This window comes from Lactiplantibacillus modestisalitolerans, from assembly GCF_005405425.1.
GTDB classification, from domain to species: Bacteria; Bacillota; Bacilli; order Lactobacillales; family Lactobacillaceae; genus Lactiplantibacillus; species Lactiplantibacillus modestisalitolerans.
The window spans coordinates 202,726-222,270 of the sequence record NZ_BJEA01000004.1 but is presented as its reverse complement, the minus strand read 5'-3'; the positions used below and the strand labels follow the sequence as shown (position 1 = coordinate 222,270).

Annotated in this window: 20 protein-coding genes; all 20 read right to left on the bottom strand. The window is 46.8% G+C overall.

Annotation, left to right across the window (positions count from 1 at the left end):
* Nucleotides 1–40: 40 nt before the first annotated feature.
* The 20 genes from FFM79_RS03840 to FFM79_RS03745 all read right to left on the bottom strand — a co-directional run bounded on the left by FFM79_RS03840 (nucleotide 41) and on the right by FFM79_RS03745 (nucleotide 19,478).
* Nucleotides 41–1,237, bottom strand: coding sequence for an acetate/propionate family kinase (locus FFM79_RS03840; protein ID WP_137642143.1), 1,197 nt, complete (start codon nucleotides 1,235–1,237; stop codon nucleotides 41–43).
* A 12-nt stretch (nucleotides 1,238–1,249) separates the two neighbouring features.
* The gene (locus FFM79_RS03835) at nucleotides 1,250–2,260 is read right to left on the bottom strand and encodes a class I SAM-dependent methyltransferase (protein WP_137642166.1); all 1,011 of its coding nucleotides are present in this window, start codon (nucleotides 2,258–2,260) and stop codon (nucleotides 1,250–1,252) included.
* Between the two features lie 162 nt (nucleotides 2,261–2,422).
* Nucleotides 2,423–2,737: a hypothetical protein gene (locus FFM79_RS03830; RefSeq protein ID WP_137642142.1), complete on the bottom strand. Its 315-nt coding sequence runs from the start codon at nucleotides 2,735–2,737 to the stop codon at nucleotides 2,423–2,425.
* The gene (locus FFM79_RS03825; protein WP_170177365.1) at nucleotides 2,737–3,093 is read right to left on the bottom strand and encodes a hypothetical protein; all 357 of its coding nucleotides are present in this window, start codon (nucleotides 3,091–3,093) and stop codon (nucleotides 2,737–2,739) included. The genes FFM79_RS03830 and FFM79_RS03825 overlap by 1 nt, the downstream gene beginning before the upstream one ends.
* Nucleotides 3,094–3,181: 88 nt before the next feature.
* A complete protein-coding gene (locus tag FFM79_RS03820; RefSeq protein ID WP_137642140.1) occupies nucleotides 3,182–3,388 on the bottom strand; it encodes a hypothetical protein in 207 nt (68 codons plus the stop codon).
* Nucleotides 3,381–3,812 (bottom strand): type II secretion system protein, encoded by a 432-nt coding sequence (locus FFM79_RS03815; protein WP_137642139.1) that lies wholly within the window; start codon nucleotides 3,810–3,812, stop codon nucleotides 3,381–3,383. The genes FFM79_RS03820 and FFM79_RS03815 overlap by 8 nt, the downstream gene beginning before the upstream one ends.
* Entirely contained in the window at nucleotides 3,799–4,107 is a 309-nt protein-coding gene (locus FFM79_RS03810) for a competence protein ComGC (RefSeq protein WP_263854450.1), read from the bottom strand. Before FFM79_RS03810 ends, FFM79_RS03815 begins: the two co-directional genes overlap by 14 nt.
* 85 nt (nucleotides 4,108–4,192) lie before the next feature.
* On the bottom strand, nucleotides 4,193–5,752 hold the full coding sequence (locus tag FFM79_RS03805; protein WP_170177364.1) for a type I-E CRISPR-associated protein Cse1/CasA: 1,560 nt from the start codon (nucleotides 5,750–5,752) through the stop codon (nucleotides 4,193–4,195).
* A 14-nt stretch (nucleotides 5,753–5,766) separates the two neighbouring features.
* Nucleotides 5,767–6,345 carry a hypothetical protein gene (locus tag FFM79_RS03800; RefSeq protein ID WP_137642137.1) on the bottom strand — a complete coding sequence of 193 codons (579 nt, stop codon included), beginning with the start codon at nucleotides 6,343–6,345 and terminating at the stop codon, nucleotides 5,767–5,769.
* A gap of 317 nt (nucleotides 6,346–6,662) precedes the next feature.
* A complete protein-coding gene (locus FFM79_RS12705; protein ID WP_225424371.1) occupies nucleotides 6,663–7,721 on the bottom strand; it encodes a LysM peptidoglycan-binding domain-containing protein in 1,059 nt (352 codons plus the stop codon).
* On the bottom strand, nucleotides 7,721–8,005 hold the full coding sequence (locus FFM79_RS03790; RefSeq protein WP_137642136.1) for a holin: 285 nt from the start codon (nucleotides 8,003–8,005) through the stop codon (nucleotides 7,721–7,723). Before FFM79_RS03790 ends, FFM79_RS12705 begins: the two co-directional genes overlap by 1 nt.
* On the bottom strand, nucleotides 8,005–8,199 hold the full coding sequence (locus FFM79_RS03785) for a hypothetical protein (protein ID WP_137642135.1): 195 nt from the start codon (nucleotides 8,197–8,199) through the stop codon (nucleotides 8,005–8,007). The genes FFM79_RS03790 and FFM79_RS03785 overlap by 1 nt, the downstream gene beginning before the upstream one ends.
* Before the next feature lie 2 nt (nucleotides 8,200–8,201).
* Nucleotides 8,202–8,585 carry a hypothetical protein gene (locus FFM79_RS03780; RefSeq protein WP_137642134.1) on the bottom strand — a complete coding sequence of 128 codons (384 nt, stop codon included), beginning with the start codon at nucleotides 8,583–8,585 and terminating at the stop codon, nucleotides 8,202–8,204.
* A gap of 16 nt (nucleotides 8,586–8,601) precedes the next feature.
* Complete coding sequence (locus FFM79_RS03775; RefSeq protein WP_137642133.1) at nucleotides 8,602–9,036, bottom strand: hypothetical protein; 435 nt, start codon at nucleotides 9,034–9,036, stop codon at nucleotides 8,602–8,604.
* A 2-nt stretch (nucleotides 9,037–9,038) separates the two neighbouring features.
* Nucleotides 9,039–9,488, bottom strand: coding sequence for a DUF1617 family protein (locus FFM79_RS03770; protein WP_137642132.1), 450 nt, complete (start codon nucleotides 9,486–9,488; stop codon nucleotides 9,039–9,041).
* A gap of 6 nt (nucleotides 9,489–9,494) precedes the next feature.
* Nucleotides 9,495–14,294, bottom strand: a complete 4,800-nt coding sequence (locus tag FFM79_RS12700) for a phage tail protein (RefSeq protein WP_137642131.1) — start codon at nucleotides 14,292–14,294, stop codon at nucleotides 9,495–9,497.
* A gap of 14 nt (nucleotides 14,295–14,308) precedes the next feature.
* Nucleotides 14,309–15,142: a phage tail domain-containing protein gene (locus FFM79_RS03760; RefSeq protein WP_137642130.1), complete on the bottom strand. Its 834-nt coding sequence runs from the start codon at nucleotides 15,140–15,142 to the stop codon at nucleotides 14,309–14,311.
* Between the two features lie 12 nt (nucleotides 15,143–15,154).
* Nucleotides 15,155–18,730: a phage tail tape measure protein gene (locus FFM79_RS03755; protein WP_137642129.1), complete on the bottom strand. Its 3,576-nt coding sequence runs from the start codon at nucleotides 18,728–18,730 to the stop codon at nucleotides 15,155–15,157.
* Nucleotides 18,730–18,978 (bottom strand): hypothetical protein, encoded by a 249-nt coding sequence (locus FFM79_RS12695; RefSeq protein WP_225424370.1) that lies wholly within the window; start codon nucleotides 18,976–18,978, stop codon nucleotides 18,730–18,732. The genes FFM79_RS03755 and FFM79_RS12695 overlap by 1 nt, the downstream gene beginning before the upstream one ends.
* 68 nt (nucleotides 18,979–19,046) lie before the next feature.
* Entirely contained in the window at nucleotides 19,047–19,478 is a 432-nt protein-coding gene (locus FFM79_RS03745; RefSeq protein ID WP_137642127.1) for a tail assembly chaperone, read from the bottom strand.
* Nucleotides 19,479–19,545 lie beyond the last annotated feature (67 nt).

The following is a 19,545-nucleotide window of genomic DNA, read 5'->3' as shown; positions in this document are numbered from 1 at the left end:
GAGCTCACCGGTCAAGTTGCCGTTTTAATTAATGTTTCCGTTAATGCTCCGGATGACCGACGCGTTCGACATCGCGTGCAATCATCAATTCTTCATCCGTCGGAATGAGAACGAACCGGATTTTGGCATCCGCCGTACTTAAATCCCGTTCAACCCCGCTCACGCGGTTCTTATGTGGATCAAGCTGAACCCCAAAGTAACTGAGCTTATCAGCAATCCGCTGACGCATCCGGGCATCACGTTCACCAATACCAGCCGTAATCACGATGGCATCCGCGCCCTGCATTTCGGCCAGGTAAGCTCCCACGTACTTAACAATCCGATTGACAAAAATATCAATGGCGAGCTGTGCTTGCGGATCATCGTCGCAGCGCTGTTCAAGTTCTTCCATGTCCGCCGAACCCGCGATTCCCAATAAACCTGAACGGGTGTTCAGAATCTTCAGCATCTCATCAGGGTCCGTTAAGTGCAGCTTCTTCATCAGATATACCAGTAACGACGGATCCACGTCCCCCGAACGGGTTGCCATGGTGATTCCTGAAACTGGCGTAAAGCCCATCGAGGTATCTAAACTTTGACCGTTTTGAATCGCGGTAATCGAACTGCCCGCCCCAAGGTGCAACGTAATTAAACGTAACTCCGATAACGGCTTACCTAAAAGTTTGGCAGCCCGCATGGCCACGTACCGGTGACTCGTACCGTGGGCGCCAAACTTGCGAGCCCCGTACTGCTCATAATAAGCGTACGGTAACGAATACAAGTAGTTCACTGGTGGCATGGTTGCGTGAAACGACGTATCAAAGACTGCCACCGCCGGAACGTTGGGTAAAACCTTCTTAAACGCCCGAATACCAACCGCATTAGCCGGATTATGCAACGGGGCGTATTCCGCCAAATCCTCAATTTGTTGCAGGACGTGATCCGTAATCAGGACCGAGTCATGAAAAATTTCGCCCCCCGCAACAACCCGGTGACCAACGCCCGTAATTTCATCATACCGTTCAATAATGTGAAGCTTAATTAATTCATCTAAAATAATGTTAACCGCAGTCAGGTGATCCGGCACCGTTTCAGTCTCCCGATACTTATGATCAAGACCGTAACGAATGTGGACCGGTGACTCGTTAAAACCAATTCTCTCAATTGCCCCGCTCGCAATCACTTGCTCCTGCGGCATTTTAAATAATTTAAACTTTAACGTGGAACTACCCGCGTTAATTGCAATTGTTTTCCCCATTATGCCAAGCTCCTAACGACTAATATTCTGGCTAACCCACGCATCAATCTGGGCGGTAAAGGCTTCAAAGGCCTGCGTGTCTTCAAACGACGGAAATTCACCTAACAGGACTTTTCCGGCCTGACGCGCTTTAGCACCCCGTTTTTGCAGGACAACGATTGATTTCTGCGACTTTGCATCTAAAAATAGGTTAGCGGGCAAGTTTAAGAGTCCTTGAAGATAAGCTGCCGAACTCATCCATTTCAAGAGCCCCTGCGCCTCTTGGGATTTAAAAATCGTGGTTGGGACTAAGAAAACACCCCACCCGCCAGGCTGCAAGTGGTGCATTGCCTGTTCCATCATCAGATGGTGCACGTAGGAATGGCCGTTGGTCGCCCGCGTTTGAAACTGGGTCACCCGTTCGTCCAACGGATAGTAGCCAACCGGCAAATCGCCAATGGCAATCGTCGTTTTGGGCATCAACAACGGATCAATTGCATCTTGATGAAACAGCTCAACCGCGGACCGCTGTAAATCCATGCTCATCGCGGCAATCGCCAGTTGATTATCATCGTTATCAACGCCGTAACCCTTGAGCGCTTGCTTGCGGGTTGGTTGCAACTGATTGATGACGGTTGTCAGTAAATTACCCGTTCCAACCGCCACGTCTAAAATCGAGAGCGGTTGATCAGGGCCAACCAGCTTAGCAACTAAATACGCCGTTAACAACCCAATCGAGTCCGGCGTCATTTGATGGTTCGGGTCGACGCGGTCGTTATGGATGGCCTTCAGGAGCGCTAACTGCAACGCCCGCCGAATTGTTTCAGCATCCGTCTGTTGCACGTTCACCTGCTGATACAGCTTCTGTAAGCTTGCAACCGCTGCTTGATCCGGCTGACCATTTTCGACGTGGACCGCTTGACTAAGGAGGTTATCCCCAGTTTCAATCAACGCATCGACGTAGGAAACGGATAATTGTTTCATTAGTATGGTTACTGATTGATCTAAGACGTGAAAGAACGCCTCAGTTTCTGTTTGTGCCAGAATGCTCACCCCTTCGAAATTTCTTGAATCCTGCTATATCTTACCGATTTTAGCAAGTAAGTTCAAGTTTCGACCCGCCGCGCCAATGCGCGCACGCGGTTTAGGATGCTAATACTGGTGAAGGTACGCGTTACGATCCGGGGCACTTGCACCGTAGTCCAGCTAGGATGACTCGGCTTGCTGACTAGCCGTGGTTGGTGGCGGTGGCGTCGTCTGTTGGGCACCTGATGGCGGCATCGTTCCTGCTTCTAGACCATTCGCTGCCGGTTGTGATTGGTTCGCCGGCCGGTGCGGACGACTCGGCTTTTTAGGGGCCGGTGGTTGGTAAGCCGGGTACGGATTATCGTACGACTTTAAAATCAACTGGTATAATTCTTGACGTTCTTGAAACCGTTGGTAGCGGGTCGTCTCAAACGCCCCGGCAATCAGCAAAAAGCTAACCACGGAGATGAGCAGACTCCCCCTGCGCCGGCGCATTATGTGCCCTCCTTGGTCCGGGGAAGCAGTAGCCGGGCTTTAAAATTCTGACCATCGTGTGTTGACATACCGATGCTACCATCTGATTTGGCACTAAAGCCATAAATATGATCAATTAACACCACTGCAGCACGACTACCACTGACCAGACTCAAATTGCCGTTATAATCCACCAACCAATATTTCTCTTTTGTCAACGTGTTCGTCAATCGAATATGCGGGTCAAGATCCTTTGTAGCCTCGTCTCCCCGTTGCTTCTCGTAACTATACGTAAAATGGTGATCCGGATTTTCAATTTCTCGTAACGCTAAGTACCACTCAACTGCAGGAATGGTTTGTCGCTCATTTCGCTTCATGAGCCACTGGCCTTCGTGGAGCAAGCTCAAAACTACCAGGCTCACCAACAAGGCTAAGAGCACCTCAATAATCGTAAATCCCGGGCGCCTAACCATCGGCTTGACCAGTCAGCATTCGTAAGCGATGCTGTTCATACTGGGTGCGTTTTTGGACAATTTTTCGAACAGTTCGTCGTTCACTACGGACCATTAATATTTCAAGGCCCTCCACACCGAATAACCCGGTGCACAATAAACTCAGCGCAACTAAGCTTTCCATTAGCACAAACCCGTGATGACGCTGACTTTTACACATAGCGGTAAGCCCCCCATCCCATCAAAACAGTCAAATGGTGCCATTCATTAACGGACTGCTTTTTTATATTTAGTCGAAACGGCCGACTATGTCCATTTCGCCCCAATTTAACAATCGTTGGTGGTTGCTGCTTTATCTTGGGCTTTAAATTAGCTGGCCAGTATAACGTTTCCGTAGCGGGGGTTCGGTGATCATTCGCCCGAAAGATGACCCGGGTGGGCGTAAACTCGACCTCCTGTGACTGCCCCATCGCCGCAATTAATACCCGGCGCTCCCACATTGCTCGAAATTGGTGCCAAAATTGAGCTTCGGACATAGCCGGTGCGGGGGAAATGCGTATATTAGTAATCAAAAGCACCGTACTGATTAAGCCCAGCGCAACGATTGTTTCAACCAGGGTCACCATCCCGCTATGCCGACGCATTGGCTACGTTCTGTTGCGCCGCACCATCCGGCCACTTAATTACGAGCCTGTTTTTTTGCGCCGCCTTCTGCTGATCAGCCGTCAAGTAGCCGGCGTTTACCAGGTTCGCGATTTTTTCCTGATCGTCGCCACCCTTTAACGTTTCCCCCTTATCCAACTCGTACAATTCGGCCTGGCCCTTAATCACCCGGGCGAGCGCTTCGTCGGATTTATGGTTTGCCACCTGTCGATTATTCGATAAGTTGGGCATGACAATCAGCATTAGGACCGAAATGATTAGCAACACGACGACCATCTCAATCAGTGTCTCTAAAACTCATATAATCGATGAATAAAATTGCCGTAATCCCTTTTGTATCGAGGATTACGGCAATTTTGATTTAGCGGGCGCTTGTTTGGGCTAGATCCTTGTATAACTCACGACGGGCGGTAAAAATGCTTACTCGTTTGCCATCAATTTCTCTGCCGGTTATATCTCTTGCCGAGGCATGGCGGCAAAACTCTTCAGCAAGCTCTTTTATGCTATCGGTCAATTCTTTTTTTAAACCGTTAAAATCGGCTTCATAATCATCATCAGGCGATACCCCGGCGAGCCAGCTTGATAGTACCGCTTTGGCAACTATTCCCGCTTTGTCGGCCTCACCAGCTAAAGCCTGTGAATTCGTGTTTCGGACTTTTGCGACATTGGCGATAAAAGTACGATACTTAACCACAGCATAGCGGGCTACTTTGGCAGCTTCGCAAACCATCTTTTGACCTTCTTCGTCAAAAGCAACGGCTGGGTCTAAGGTGATGTCGTCGCGATACTCAGCAACCGGCCTTCTTGACATGACGTTACCGTCACTGACTAGTGCCATGGTCGTTAACTGCACGGTCTTGCCTTTAAGCACACCTAACTCATAAATCTTTTGCAGATTTTGAATTACCCCCGGGCTCGGTACTTCGGTATCGGCCTTGCCTATCAGGGCTTCATCTAGGCTTAGTATGAGCGGCCGGTTGAGTGTCTCTTTAGTCTGTATCTTCGGTACCATAGCATTGAACCGCTTGCTATACCGCCAGAAGGTCATCGGCTCGATAAGGGCATTTAGACTGCCAAACATTGGGATGCTAGCACTAAAGATGGTTGGCTTGCCATCGTTGCCCCACTCGATGTGTAAGATACGGGTACCAGTCGTGTACAGTGCGGCTAAGTTATCCGGAACCTCACGCTTGCGACGTTGCTTGATATACGCGCTTGCCGTGTCATAAGACCAAACGGGTGTTTCCTCCCCCGCGTCGCCCAATACAAGGTTCAGCATCAAGGTTTCAAACAGGTTTTCGCCCTCGATGAAGGTTGGCTTTATCTGGTACAACCAACCCATGTTAGCCGCAAATTTTTCGTCCATTGTAATTTTGGTCTTGTCGGTCGTGCCAGAATAGCCTTGGTAAGTAATAATCCAGCGAATCAGGCTAGGCAGCGGTAACTCGTCCTTGTGTTCCTTTGAACGCGGGGAGAAAAGATCCACACTGTTCCCTGATTCACTGATGGTGCGGTCAATCTGGCGCACGGCAACCTTTCCGGAACCCGACTCAATCCGCTTTTTAGCTGGCACCAGCTTGTCATACTCGGCGGCGGTTACTTGATAGAACGGGCGTTCGCCGAAGAAATCGAAGCGGTCGATGTTAGCTGATAAGTAATCATTAACGGCTTCCGGAAACACTTTACCTTCATAGATATCGCGCCAATCTTCATAGCTCATGCGATGGGTATCTAAAGCAGTATGCAGGATTGCCAGCAGTAGCCGTAGCATCGCAAAATCTTGCGTTGCCATATCGCCCGCCAGCCTGTATCTGGCCGCGTTAGCAAACAAACCTTCAAGTGATACTGTCTCCTGCTTCATCGTCTTTACGTCAAAAGCTTCAAGCCACGGTTCCGTCACTAAATTAAAACTTCTTTTCATTTTTATCTCCCCCATTAGACCAACTTGCGGCCCAAATCATCTAAAAATTCGACACTGTCTTTAGCAATCGCTTGATACTCTGGTACAAACATTTCTGGTTGTAGGTCTTCCTCATGGTTAGTCGGGTAAAATTCGCCGTCGTCTTCATGGTCGTAATCGCGTAAAGCGTCAGCCACGCCGCTAATCAACTCTGCCTTGGTCATCTTAGTATCTGGTAAAAGGTTGATGCCAATGCGAACCGATTCGTCGTCAATGTTTGGTACATCAACCGTGATAATCACTTGGTCGTAGCCCATGTTTTCGGTGTCAAAATCAATGGTCTGGCCTAAGGCTTTGAAGCTGTGGGTTAAGGTTAAAATAATTTCATCAGTAGTCATGTTGTTTTCCTCCTCGATTTTAACTAGATCATCTAAAACTTGTCCGGCAGTCTTGCCAGTTGCTAGGCTCAACGCCCAAAGCACTTTTGAGTTGATTGAAAATGCGTCTTTATCGTTTGCTCGCTGTAAGGTGGTTGCCTGTACACCGCTAACCACGCTTACCCGGTTGCGATTCAAATTCATTTTGCTTAAGTATGTGTCTAATAATTTTTCCATCTTTTATTTCCTCCCGCTTTCTTTCTACACTTATAATATACCACGATTGACTATATATATCAACACAATTTGTACACAAATTTAAAAATGTTTTGTCTATAAATAAAAAAGACGCCCGATAAAGGGCGTCACCCCCACATACGTGGGGAAAATTATAAATTTCCCAATTTTTAACACAACAGTAATTGGGTCACCCCGGCATACGCCGGGAATACGCTTTTATCGTACCGTACTATGATATCGGTTTCAACCATCAATAAAAATTTTTATACAAAAAAATAACCCACACCAGCCGCTAAGCCAGTGTGGGTAAAAAATTACTTGATTCTGATTTTGTCGCCCGGGTGAATCACGGTATCAATCGTCGCCCCGTTTAGCTTGGTGAGATTAGCGATGGTTGTGTGGTAGCGTTGAGCGATTACCCACCATGAATCACCCGACTTGACCTTGTAGTACACCTTAGCGACACTACTTTTTACATAGGCCAGAGTATTCGACTTCGGACCGGTTGCCATGTAAGCATAGCCACCCGATCGTGGTTGACGTGCCCACCGATATCCGCCCTGAATAATGGCTTGGTCAGTCTTAATTGTTGAGCCTGCCGGTAACACTGCAATCACGCTAGCGCCTGTAGAAGCACCTGTATGAAGCTTGACAGCCGTCTTAAGTGTGTAAGTCTTAGTTTCCTTGACCCACTTAGGTCCCGCCGGCTTAGACTTTGAGACGGGCTTACTTGATTTAGTTGCCTTAGCATACTTATCCCAGGCGGACTTGTCACCGTAAAACACATCAAAGTCAAGGTTGCCATTCCAGCCCGGTAACCGTCCAGTACTAGTATATTGGAACATTACCGCTGTCTTCCAGTTCTTCAAGCTACCATATAAGTCTCGTGGTTGATAGCCATTCACAACGTTGTAGTTGTTATACTGAGCAATCCATAACCCATAGTTGGCCTTGACCACGGATGACCAATCCAATGAGTTCTCACAGCTAACCCCCGTATAAAGCACTGATCGGACACCAGTCTGTTGATAAACGTAATCTAACCATTGCTTCGCTAAGCCGACGCCTGTTTGGTTTTGAATGGTTGAACCTGTCGTGTTTTCAAAATCAAGAACCAGCATTGCTTTACCGATATATGGCTTAACAACCGTTAAGAAATAATCAGCCTGCTGCTTAATATCCGAGTCGTTTCGAATAAAGTGGTACACGCCTAGCTTCTTGCCTGCTGACAAAGTCTGCTTTACGTGTCCATTAAATTCTGGGTTAGTATAATCAATACCCTCGGTTGCTTTCACCAACACAAAGTCGCCTGTAACTTTTCCCACATTCATACCAGCCTGATAACTGGCTACATCAAATCCATTTAAGCTCATTATTTTGCACCTCCATTAAACATGGTGGCAAGCGATTTAGCTAACTCATTGCCACCTACACTAACCGCGCCAGCAATCACACCATCAACTAAACCAGCTACCCACTTAATATCGCCATTCGCTACACCAATAAAGACGCCAATAACCGCCCCAATACCAATTGCCAGCATTGGCAGGTACCGATTGTTAACCTTCGTTTGCTTGATAGCCCATACTACCACAAACGTCACAACTGCGATTGCCGCAATCGTGGTACCGTTAATAAATTGGATTAATTCCATCATTATTTATCACGCTTTCTATAATAGTCAATTATTTCTTGCTTCTTATTATTTTCCCTTTTTAAAGCCTCATTTTCCTTTTTTAACTTGGTTTCAGAATCGCTGCTAGCAGCCTTGTTACTGTTCCAAATCGTTAAGATCGCAACGAAAATTGAACCCGCTGTGGTAATTAAGGCCACGATAACAGCATCGCTCACCCCTAATCATCCCCAATTACAATTTCAAAAATGGTTGATCCTAAAACAAACATGGCATACATACTTTCAAAACTTACATAACGTTGCATTTCAAAATCATGAACACCAAACGCTATCATGAAAAATAACCAGACAAACGTAAGTAATCCAGTCATTAATGGCTTGTAATAATGTGTACGCAAGTTCCACAAAGAATACACCAGAGCAAGCGTTCCAACCACCGCCAGCATAAAAATCATAGGTGGATCATCAAGCACATCAAGCAGCGTTGGCTTTGGTGGCTCAAATGCAAATGTGTTGCGCTTAATAATAAAGTAAATTCCTAAGCCATATGTTTCCATCGCTTTCCAAAACCAGAATCTATTTTTGGCTAAATGTTCAAACATCACATCACACTTCCATTCATGATGTCGGAAATTCTTTATTGAGAATAGTTTTTACTGCAGCTTTTACATCTTCATAACCGACTGATCCGATAGGCTTATCTGTGAAATCGGACTGGTCGAGAGTTGAATTTACTGTAATGTAACTGCCGGTATTGCTTAAATTTGAGTACGCAGTTACTCGAACCGGCGCATCGTTTTGAACGAAAAATTGATAGTTGGTATATGTCAAGTGGGGCAAAAAATCAGGAAGCTTAGCAGTAGCCAACGTAAATAGTTCTCGCTTTGAAAGGTCGTCAAGCGTAGATCCTTCAGCTAAATCTTCTGGATAAACGGTAATATTTGCCGTTACGGTCAATCGGTTTTCTACTTCACCACGGATACCTGCAATTACAGAAGTCGTATTACCTGCTCCATCGATACTATAAGAAATGCTAGTGTTTAATAAGTCCATTTTTATTCCCCTTTTCCATATGCTTTATCAAACTGATCAAATACCAATGCGTATACTAAAGCTGTTTGCCCTTCCAGCTCGTATGGATAGTCCTCAAGTGCATGATATAAAGCTTTCATTCGTGCAGAATATGAACTAATTTCAATACTTACTGGTTCATTCACTAATTGATCAAACTCTTTTTGAGCTTCATCCATGGTGTAGTCATCTTTCAGAATTAGCGTCTTTTTGTCTTCCTTATAAACAAAATCCCCATCTTTATCCGTTTTAAAGAAATTCTTTTGGGTTGCTAATTGATCAGCATTAAATTGCTTGTTAAGCTTCTCAAGGCGATCAATTAACCATGTCCGCCCAAGCGAAGCTCGACCTTTAAGCTTGAACTCCCCTAAAGTATTTCCAATAGTTACCAGTTGTCCATTTGTAAACGTTACTTCTTCTTTTCTTGCTGTCATAATTGACTATACCTCTTTCATTTGTTTGACTTCAGTTTCTAATTCAGTTATACGATCCCGATAGTTACGAATCAAGGGGATAAGAGCTAGTGCGACCCGGTCATACTGAATACCATGGACATCCCCTTTGTCATCATACGCAACAAGCTCATTCAGACCAGCCTCATCCAGATCATCGGCAATCATTCCGAAATAAGTTTCTGGATTTTTAGCAGTAGGATCGAGAGTCTTGTTTAATACCTCTTCTTTGTCTTTCCAGTGTGCAACTGGAACTTCTAGAAGTTTGTCGCCCATTCCAGTTTCAAATGATCGAACAATGTCGGTTTTGTATTTAGCAGCGGAAGTCGACTCAACTAATTCCCCATCGGGGGACATATATGCGTTTGCACCTTTAGATGTTGTATGAGGAGATTTTAGATAGATATGATTACCCATCACAGTGATGTTAGAACCGTTCGTACCGGTCCCTATATAACCGTTATCGCCAACTCTTATAAATGGAGAAAAGCTAGTGTAGCCATCACTATATTTTTGACCCCCAGATATAAATACACCCCGTTCGGCACCACCAATCTTGGTTGGTTTCCACGAGCCATCGGTTGCATGACCTCCAGAAATACCTGCAAACCTTTCTTCCCCAATTGGTAAGGAAGAGAAAGAAACATCATTAGCTCCGTTAGTAACCACAAAATAGTCACGTCCCCAGAAAGTTGCACCGCCCCAAGATGCCCCTGCCACAGCGTTACTGATACGAACGTATGGGGTAGTTTGACGGTCTAAAAATGTCGGTTTGACCATTTGGATTTCCCCACCAGATATGAGTATACGGTTATCATTGTCAGCGACTGACATATACTTGCTGTTAACATTAATATCAATCGCATTATCAGACGAATGGATACGTCCTTTCTGGAACTCAACGTTACCAGTATCTAGACCAATCGTTAAATTAGTGCCTCTAATCGTACCAGCTGTTATATTGTCAGCGTTTAAATTGATTATATTGACGTCGGTACCATTAAGTGTACCAACTTTAATTTTTGTTGCATCGATGTAATCTATCATCGAATCCTTGATAACTGCATTATCAATTGTCGTTTGGCCAGTGATGTGGACGGACTTACCAGTGATAAGCACCGTCCCGCCGCCATCAGCAGACAAGCTCAAAGCTGCCGCTATTTTACCGTCGACCATGACGCGCGCATCAATCCTGTCTTGCAGTTGGGTGATTTGACTATAACCAACCGTATCAGGATGATATGGTCCAATCGTCGATGAAGCGACCAGCATCGGATTGGAAAGCCCGACGTGTCCAGAACCATTAATTTCAAAACTTACGCGCACATATTTCGCTTTTGCATCAGGAAGCACATTCTCAGTAGCAACTGTTTCAAGCTTTGCACCCATATACCTTTCATACTTGGTCGATGATCGATTGTAATTTTCATCTAGAAATTCAACCGCTACAATTGCTTTGGGCACCGTTGACTTATCCGTAACAAGCTGTCCAGAGCAACTGTAAGGAATGCCTTGAACGCATGGAACTGGTTTGGATGTTATCCGTGTCCAAGTACCTTCGGCTGCTGTTGAGTTAAAAACAACGTGATTTGAAAGCTTATCGTACCATACAGCGTTAGAGTAGTAGGCCGCATTTACAGGTACGCTTGGGATCATCCATCCTTCAGCTTTGTTTGCAAATTCAGAATTATAAACTAAATTAGGCTGACCAAGTCCACCAACAACGCTAGTGATTTGATTCGACAGTTGTGTTACTTGACTTTGGTTGGCTTTATCAGCCACTGTCAACTGAATTCCATTTACAGTTTGATTGATTGCACTCATCTCAGTGCTGGTTGCCATAGAGGCAGTATCCAATTGTAGCGAAAGGCCGGCAAAGACGAACGTCATTGACACGCCATCTGGAACTGCACCAGAATTCAATGTGAGCACATCATTACCTTTAGCCAGGAAACGCAAAACATAGCGCTTGTCGTTACTCCCAGGGCTAAGTGTCACGGAACTTCCAGCAACGCTCAATCCAATACCTTCATAAGGGTATGCCGCATTGCTTGTGGGCGTATAGTTTGGTGAGGTATGAACAATACTCAATACATATTGATTTCCTGCCTTGGTTGGAAGCGTGGTAGTCATTTTTTCAACGCTACTGACGCCTTTGTATGCACAAGTGTTGACACCATTTGCATAAGAGATTTTTGCCGCAGATTGCATAACATCGTTTAGCGTCCAATTAGTCATATCATCGGAGATCAGCGTAGAAGCCCACGGCATTGCTTGGTTGAATTGAAGTTGTTGTATAGTCGAATTGAATCCCTCGGCACCACTCTTCAACGACGAAATTGTCTCACTCTGTTTGTCTTGCTTATCCGTTAGCGACTGGATCCCATCGGTCGCGACCTTGAACTTGGTCGTAAGATCTCCTAAATCTCCTTGTGTCTTTGCAACCTTTGCACTCCATTCCTCCAAGTCTTGCCTAACGGTACTCATTTCGGTCGATGTCACTTGCGAAACAGCATCTAATTGAACTGACAGATTCGCAAAAACAAACGTATTAGACACGCTATCTGCAACATTACCGAACTGAAGATAAAGCGTATCGTTTCCTGACGCCACAAATCGAAAGATGTACCGTTTATTGTTAGCACCTGGCTCAAGCGTTACAAAATGGTCTTGATCAGTTCCAAAGTCAATACCTGCCCCCCAGCCAAACCCCGTATCAGTGGCAAAATTTGGACCAGTGAAATCAATTGATACAACATAGCTATTTCCTGCAACAGTCGGTAATGTGGCACTAATACTTTCGATGCCGCCAACACCAAGATAGCTCATCGTATTCGTACCGTTTGAAAACACATTATTTTTGATCGCTTCTTGAGCCGCCGAATTCTTAACCCAGTTATTGATATTTTGCAAGCTTTCGGTAATCAAATTTGGTCGATCATCGGTATTAAGCCGTTGTGTGACCGACGAAAGTTGAGTTTCCAAGCCAGTAGCAGTTGCCGTAATCTGGTTCTGCGCCCATGTCTGCGTGGCGTAGCCAGATAGGCTATTGGTCAAGTCTGACTGCGTCAGTTTTAGTTTTAGCTCACCCTGTGCCGCCTTGAGGTCGATGCCTTGCTGTTCGACGGTATCAGACAGAGTGTCAACAGTTGAGCTGTCAGCTTTGAGTGCCAACCCGTCAGCCGTCTGTTCAGCCAATGATTGAGCCTTTGTGACTCGACCAGACACAGCATCCACGGATTCCGACGTAGCCAAGGTTTTGATTGTGCCAGAATTGTCATCGACAATCTGTTTAAAGCTCGTGTAGTTATCACTCACACCATTAGCAGTGTCCAGTGCTGACTTAGCTTGGTCTAAGGCTGTTGATGCATCATTAGCCGCTGTATCCGCTTGCGATTGCACTGTGACAAAACTGTTAGCCGTAGAAGTTGCTAAGTCTTTCGCCGCCGTGGCCGCATCATTGGCTGCATTGGCAGTCGTAGTTGCAAGGCCAGACGCTTCAACAGCTTGATTAGCATTTTTGACTGCGGTGTTGGCATTTTCGACCGCGGTATCAGCCGCCTGCTTAGCAACACTAACTTTTGCGTCTATCTCACCTGGGTTCAACGTAAGCTGTTCCCAACGCCCGTTTGCCCATTGCTTGATAGTCCACTTGTCAGGATCGCTATTGCTTTGATCGAACCATAGATCACCATCATTTGCACTTGCAGGTTCTTTTGCACCATAGTAGTTTGAACTCTTGCCATTAGCGCTAATAGCTACATTGTCAACGCTTTCTTGAATACGCTGAACCTTGCTATCCAAACTGCTTTGAATATTTGTGTACTGATCAACGATATTCAAATCACCACAAGTAGCCGTATATCCGATACGCTTACCTTTCGCATCGAACTGCTCTTCTAGCTTGATAATGCGAATCTTGCGTTTGAAATTTAACGCTTCATCAATCGCTAGAATCCAGTCTCCGACTTTAGGAGATTCATAATTCGGGTAACCAGCATTTTCTAGGTCATAGATGTTCATAGTCATTGACACGGTATAGGTCGCATCTACCTTGGCTTTTAACGCGGCAATTAAATTACTAGCCACTTTATACCGTTCGTCAACGATTGGGTCCATTTCGAGGTCCCCAAACTTCTTGGCGAGTTCACTGCGGTATTCAACTTCTAACCGGCCTTGGCTTGGGTCTTCGGAATTGTTGAAAGCACCATACCCGCGCGCGTAAGTTACGAAGTCCGAAATTTTCATCTCTTCGGCGAGGTCGCTTAAGTTGATACCCTTGCGAACAAAGCTAGTCAGGTCGCTACCGATTTGCGGGGCGATGTGAACTTTCTCGTTGTGCACTTCAAACTCTTGGTTAGCCTGTGACATGATGTCGTTAAACAGGTCAAGCTTGTTCTTGTAACCCCAGTTTTCCTTTTCAAACGCTGGTACTTCGACGTCATAAGTGTACGTATAACCGGAATCTTGGAAGATTTGACCAAGGTAGAACCGGTACTCATGACTACCGGTGTACTGAGCGTGCAAGGCTGACTTGGCGAAGTCCCAGAAGAACTGCTGCACGGCGTCGAACTGAATCGTGTTGGTTTCGTCGTTCAATTGCTTGTAAGTAACAACGTATTTTTCATCGTCAAAATTCAGCCACCAGCCATAATCCAAGCCAGTTAGTACCTCGTCACCGGTAAAGATTTCACCGCTTAGTGACAGCCCACCATTAACGCTGGTCGTACGGGTAATTGTGGCCTGCCCGAAGTGGGCAGCACCCGCTGTGTCATAAAATTTAATCAAATAATTTCACCTCCTTACATATATAGGTCGCATAAATTCTTGATTTGAATCGTGGCGTCAATCGAGCAAGCAACTTTGTTGGCCGCGCCGGGTTTTAACACAAAGTAGCCCGCGTTGGTCTTGTCGTTGATGTTTTGATTCCCACGCAGGTTATCCATCCCGCTTAGCGTGTACACGTCGCCCACAACCACCGGTGAATTAACTTCCAACAGTTGGCCGTCAACCTTAAGTGTGAACCCGGTATCAGACGCCGCCTTAGCCGTTACGACAAAATAAAAGGGCTGTTCGAGTTGCGAACACGCCACCGTCCCGTTATATGTGATTGCTTGCCCGCTGGTCAGCGTTTGTGAACGGGGCTTGCTCTCGCCATACGGAAGCTTGACTGTTTCAAATTTGAGCTCCCACGAGCTTAGAAGCCCAGCCCCAGTCTTGCCTTTAAAATCGGGAACATTGCTATCTGACCGGTAAACTAAAAACCGCTTGTAGGTCGCCGTACCTGTCGGTAACCGCACGGCCCCAGCTTTATCGCCGGGCCGCTCATACCCGTATATGTCCCCATCGCCAATCATTTGGGTTATATAGTAAGGATCTATGCCCGATAAAAGCCCATTAATCCGTTCCTGAATTCGTTGGTCGTCAGTAATGCTGTCGGCTTGGTAGATTCCGGTAATCTTAACGGTTTTTTTGGCATGACGGCCGCCATAGTCAAGCGACCCATTACGGCCTGCGAGCTCTTTGCTGGTCCGCTCAATGCTTGGGGAAGACTCTTCAAAGGACAGCGTCGTAAACCCCAAATCACTTAGTTTAGTTGACTTAGTATCATCAACGTTCGTCACCAAAACGTCCAAAATTATCCCCTCCTAGCTTTTAAAAAATCTGTTCATGGTGTCGCGCCGGCCTTCTTGACTCTTGACCGACGTGTAAATTTTGTCGCCGACCAACTCGTTATGCACGATGAAGGTTGGCTCAACTCGTTCTTCTGAACTGATGGATTGGGCCATATCGCCTGCCGTGTAGCTGGCCGCCTGCATAGATAAATCGCCAGCGTGCATATCAGACACAACACCCGACACACTACCAGCCAACCTGTCCGCCATGGTAGACACATTTTTTTGGACAGATTCAAACTGGGTCTGTAACCCCTTGTTCAAACCATCCATAATCGCATTACCGGCTGGAATCAATAGCTTAGCATCGTAGCTGATTGGCCCTTTATGTGACCGAATCCAGCCTGCAATACCGCTGACAAAGCTCTTGACGCTGTTAAAAGCACTGACCATCCCTTGACGGAAGCTGTCAATGATTCTTGAGCCGGCATTAAAGAGGCTGAACCAACTTAAACTGCTGAACGTGTTCTTGATGCCAGAAACGACATTAGAAACGAGCGACGTAAAGCCACTCCAAGCACTACGGGCTGAACTAACCATGCCACGAGCCGCCGAACCAATCACCGACTTCATCGAATTCCAAGCGCTGGAAGTGGTAGAACGTAAACTGTTCCAAATTCCACTGGCGGCAGATCTAAGATTTGACCAAGCGCTTCTGGCGGTGCTAGCCGCTGATTCGGCCGGGTTCATGATAAAACTCTTGATTGAATTCCATGCACTGCGTGTGAAGCTCTTGATACCATTCCAAATGCCCGACATAAACGACTTCAAGCCGTTCCACAGGCTTTTAGCGGCACTAACGGTTGAAGAAATCGCATTCTTAATCGCTGATTTAATCGCATTCCAAGCGGTTGCGGCCGCAGACTTAATCCCGTTCCACAATCCCGACATGAAAGACTTAAAGCCATTCCATACGCTTTTGCCGGTTGAAACTAAAGAATTCCAAACGCTGGTAAGAGTGCCTTTAACGTTGTTCCAAGCTGAAACCGCAGTTTTCTTGACTGCTGTCCAAATGCCCGACATAAACGACTTAAAACCGTTCCATAAGCTTTTGGCGTTATTGATGATGTCGTTCCAAATCATGACCGCGTCAGATTTTAGCTGGTTCCAATCGAGCGTAAACGCATCTAAAATCAGTAGCACCGGCCCCATAACGGCATCTTTGAGTAGTCCCCAAATTGATTTGGCCATGGTAATAATGCCGTTCCATGCGGTTGACAATCCCGAACTAATGTTTGTCCAAATATTGTTAATTCCCGTTTGAATCCCAGCCCATAGTCCAGTAAAGAACTCGCCTAATCCATTCCAGATTGAGCTAGCGGTTGTAACGATATTTTGCCAGAGTTGCGATAGCATCGCGGTGATTGACTGCCATGCCGACTGAATTCCAGTAGTGATGCCGGCCCACAAGCCGGTAAAGAAACTGGTCAAGCTGTCCCAAACGGTTTTAACCGTGTTGACAATCGGCGCGAAAATTGGGGCCACTGCAGACCAAGCAGACTGGATCCCGGTAACGATTCCTGACCATAAAGTGGAAAAGAAGCTAGTCAAGCTTCCCCATAAATTTTTAACGGTGCCGACTGGGTCGGTCATCGCGGTTACAAAGTTGGCGATGGAGGTAATCCCATCAGCTAGCGCCTTGACTACTAAGCCAATAGCGCCACCAATTAATTGGAACAGCCCCTGCACCGGTTGCAGTTGCATGAACCCGGATAGCACTTTAACGACGCCGCCAACGATAGCGCTTAGAACCGTAACGACGGTCTTAATTACCGCCCAAACTGCCTTAACGACGGCGACAATTGCTGTCCAAGTTGCGGCGGCGGCCTTAGTTTGCATAAAGCCCTTGACCACAGACGCCACGGTAGTAATCAAACTTTTAACAACACTGATAACGGTGGTGATAACGTTCTTTGCAGTTGTAAACACGCCTTGCCAGTCCACCGACTGTAACGCGGTGCCGAGGGTGTCGCCAATCATCTTAGCTAAGCTATCAATGGCGCTCTTAGAACTACCAGAGCCGCCGGTGATGGTTGACCACAAATTTTTAATGAACCCGACTGCTGCATCAACCGCTGGACCAAACACGCTACTAAAGGCCTTGGCGATTGATGATACTGCATTTCTGAACGTCTCCGACTGGTTGTAAGCCTTGACCAGAATCGCTACGAAGCCTGCTACTGCCGCTAGTCCGATTGTCCACGGGTTAACTAGTGCTTTTGCAAACGTCGGTAAAAGGTTCCCCATACGCTCAAAGAACAGGGACAACCCGTTAGCAACGGTTAAGAAACTGCCAAGCCCGGTCATAGCCGCACCGATAACTGGAGTTAAACCGACGAAACTACGAACGGCCTTGGCCCCGGCGCTTTGTGAAGCTCCGGCCCATTCAAGAGTTTTGTTGATCATATCGACAATGCCGGAATTAACACCGGAAGTGGCCTCCATGGCTTTATTGCGCAATGATTCCCAGTTACCGCCGACTTGCTCAATCTTAGAGCCGAGGTTCTGTTGCATTTCGTCGGCTTGGTCTTGCAGGAACTTGGTTGCAGCCTTAGTTGAGCCACTAGCCTTGTCTTGCGCCTTAGCATAAGCATCCCAGCTAGTGGTGGTACTCCCGCTCTTGTCCTCAACCGACGCTAACAACGGAAGCATGGCTTGCATACCTGCGGTGTTAAACATTGTCTTGAGGGCGGCGGCCTTTTGACTAGAACTCATCCCATCGGTTGCCTTAGCGACCTCACGCAGAATTGTTGGAAATGGCTTCATCTTGCCGCTACTATCGGTAAACGACAATCCGAGGGAATTCATCTCCTCACGGGCCTTTTTAGATGGCGCCTGCATTTGCAGAATCGCATGGTTTAAGTCTTGTGAAGCTCGTTCAGCAGTGAATCCTTTGTTAGTCATCAACCCGATTGCTTCGGACATATCAGCCATGCCAAAACCAGCGTTGGATGCAGTTCCGCCAATCGTGGCGATAGCCTGTTGCATATCGCTAATCGAGGCATTCGACATGTTAGCAGTCGAAGTCAAGATTGCCGCCGCTTGTTGTGGTGACTTAAGCGACTTGCCCCAGACGTTCATCGCCTGTTGGACTACGGACGCAGTATTTTGTAGATCATCACCGGTCGCCGTGGCCGCTTGCGCAATTGCTGGGAATTCCTTAGTGATTGTTTTAATCGACGCCCCGTCTTGGGCCATGGCAACCATTGCGTCCGCGGCGTCCTGCGCGCTCAATGGTAACTCTGCCCCCATACGGTTAGCCATATCAGACAGCTTGCCAATATCTTTAGAAGTGCCTCCAGCGATAACCGCGGCTTTGTTAAGCGACTGTTGAAAACTGCCGTAGCTCTTCATCGCAGAAACACCCATGGCCGTCATAGCAGCACCGGCTACCGTAGTAGTCTTGCCAATACTTGACATAGCTTGGTGAACCCGTTGCGACATGCCAGAGGTTGCCTTTGTGGCGGTTCCAGTAGCTCCTTTTATCTTTTCCATCGCCGCTTGATATGGCGAAATGTTCGCGTCAAACGTCGCCACTACTTGTGCCATTAGCTGTCACCCCCAAATGCTGCTCTAACCTTTTCTAGAATCTTAAGTTTCTTGTGATCCGCACGCGCTCTCCCATGCCGTTTTCCCTTGATAATGGCGTCGCTTTGCTTGTCGATAAGTCGATAGGCTTTCTTCACTACGCCGGCCGGTTTCTTGGCATTTTGAAAGTTCGCTGTATTGACGGCTTGCTCCAAGAGAAAACGCCGGTCGTCAAGTTGCTTTAGCCGTGCCCCATCAAGAATCGCCATCGCCTCCCACTTATACAAAGAAAAGGGCATGTCAGGATTATCCGACATGCCCAGCCTTGCGAAATCTATTAAGAGAGACTCTTCTTCAGTGCGTCCAACGTATCTCTCACCGCTTGCTGCTGAATCTCTTCGGCCTGGTTCTTCGCCTTGCCCGTAACGGCGTACTTGCTTGTCAAGTTCAGCCACTGTTTCGCGGCGCGACGGAAAAAAGCCGAGGTATGCAACTCTTCCTCCAACTGCTTGGTTAAATCATCGAATGCTTTTTCGTCGGCATAATCGTTCAAGAAGTCGGTGATGTCTTCATCGCTGTATTTAGCCGGAACCAGCACCCGTAAGGCGTTATATACTGCCATCGGGTCTTCGTTCACGAACTGCAACCAAAGTTGACTGGCGCCGTCTTCTTGCGTGTCGTTGGTGCTTAATTGCTTGTTTGCGCGGAAGAATGCCCCAAAATCGAACTTCAAATCTAAATCTTTGCCCTTAATCTTTAAACTAATCATCGCTTATCCTCCTATATCGTCTCAGCTCGGCCGGTTGGCTTACCTCGTCTCTGTTTGCTTACTTCTT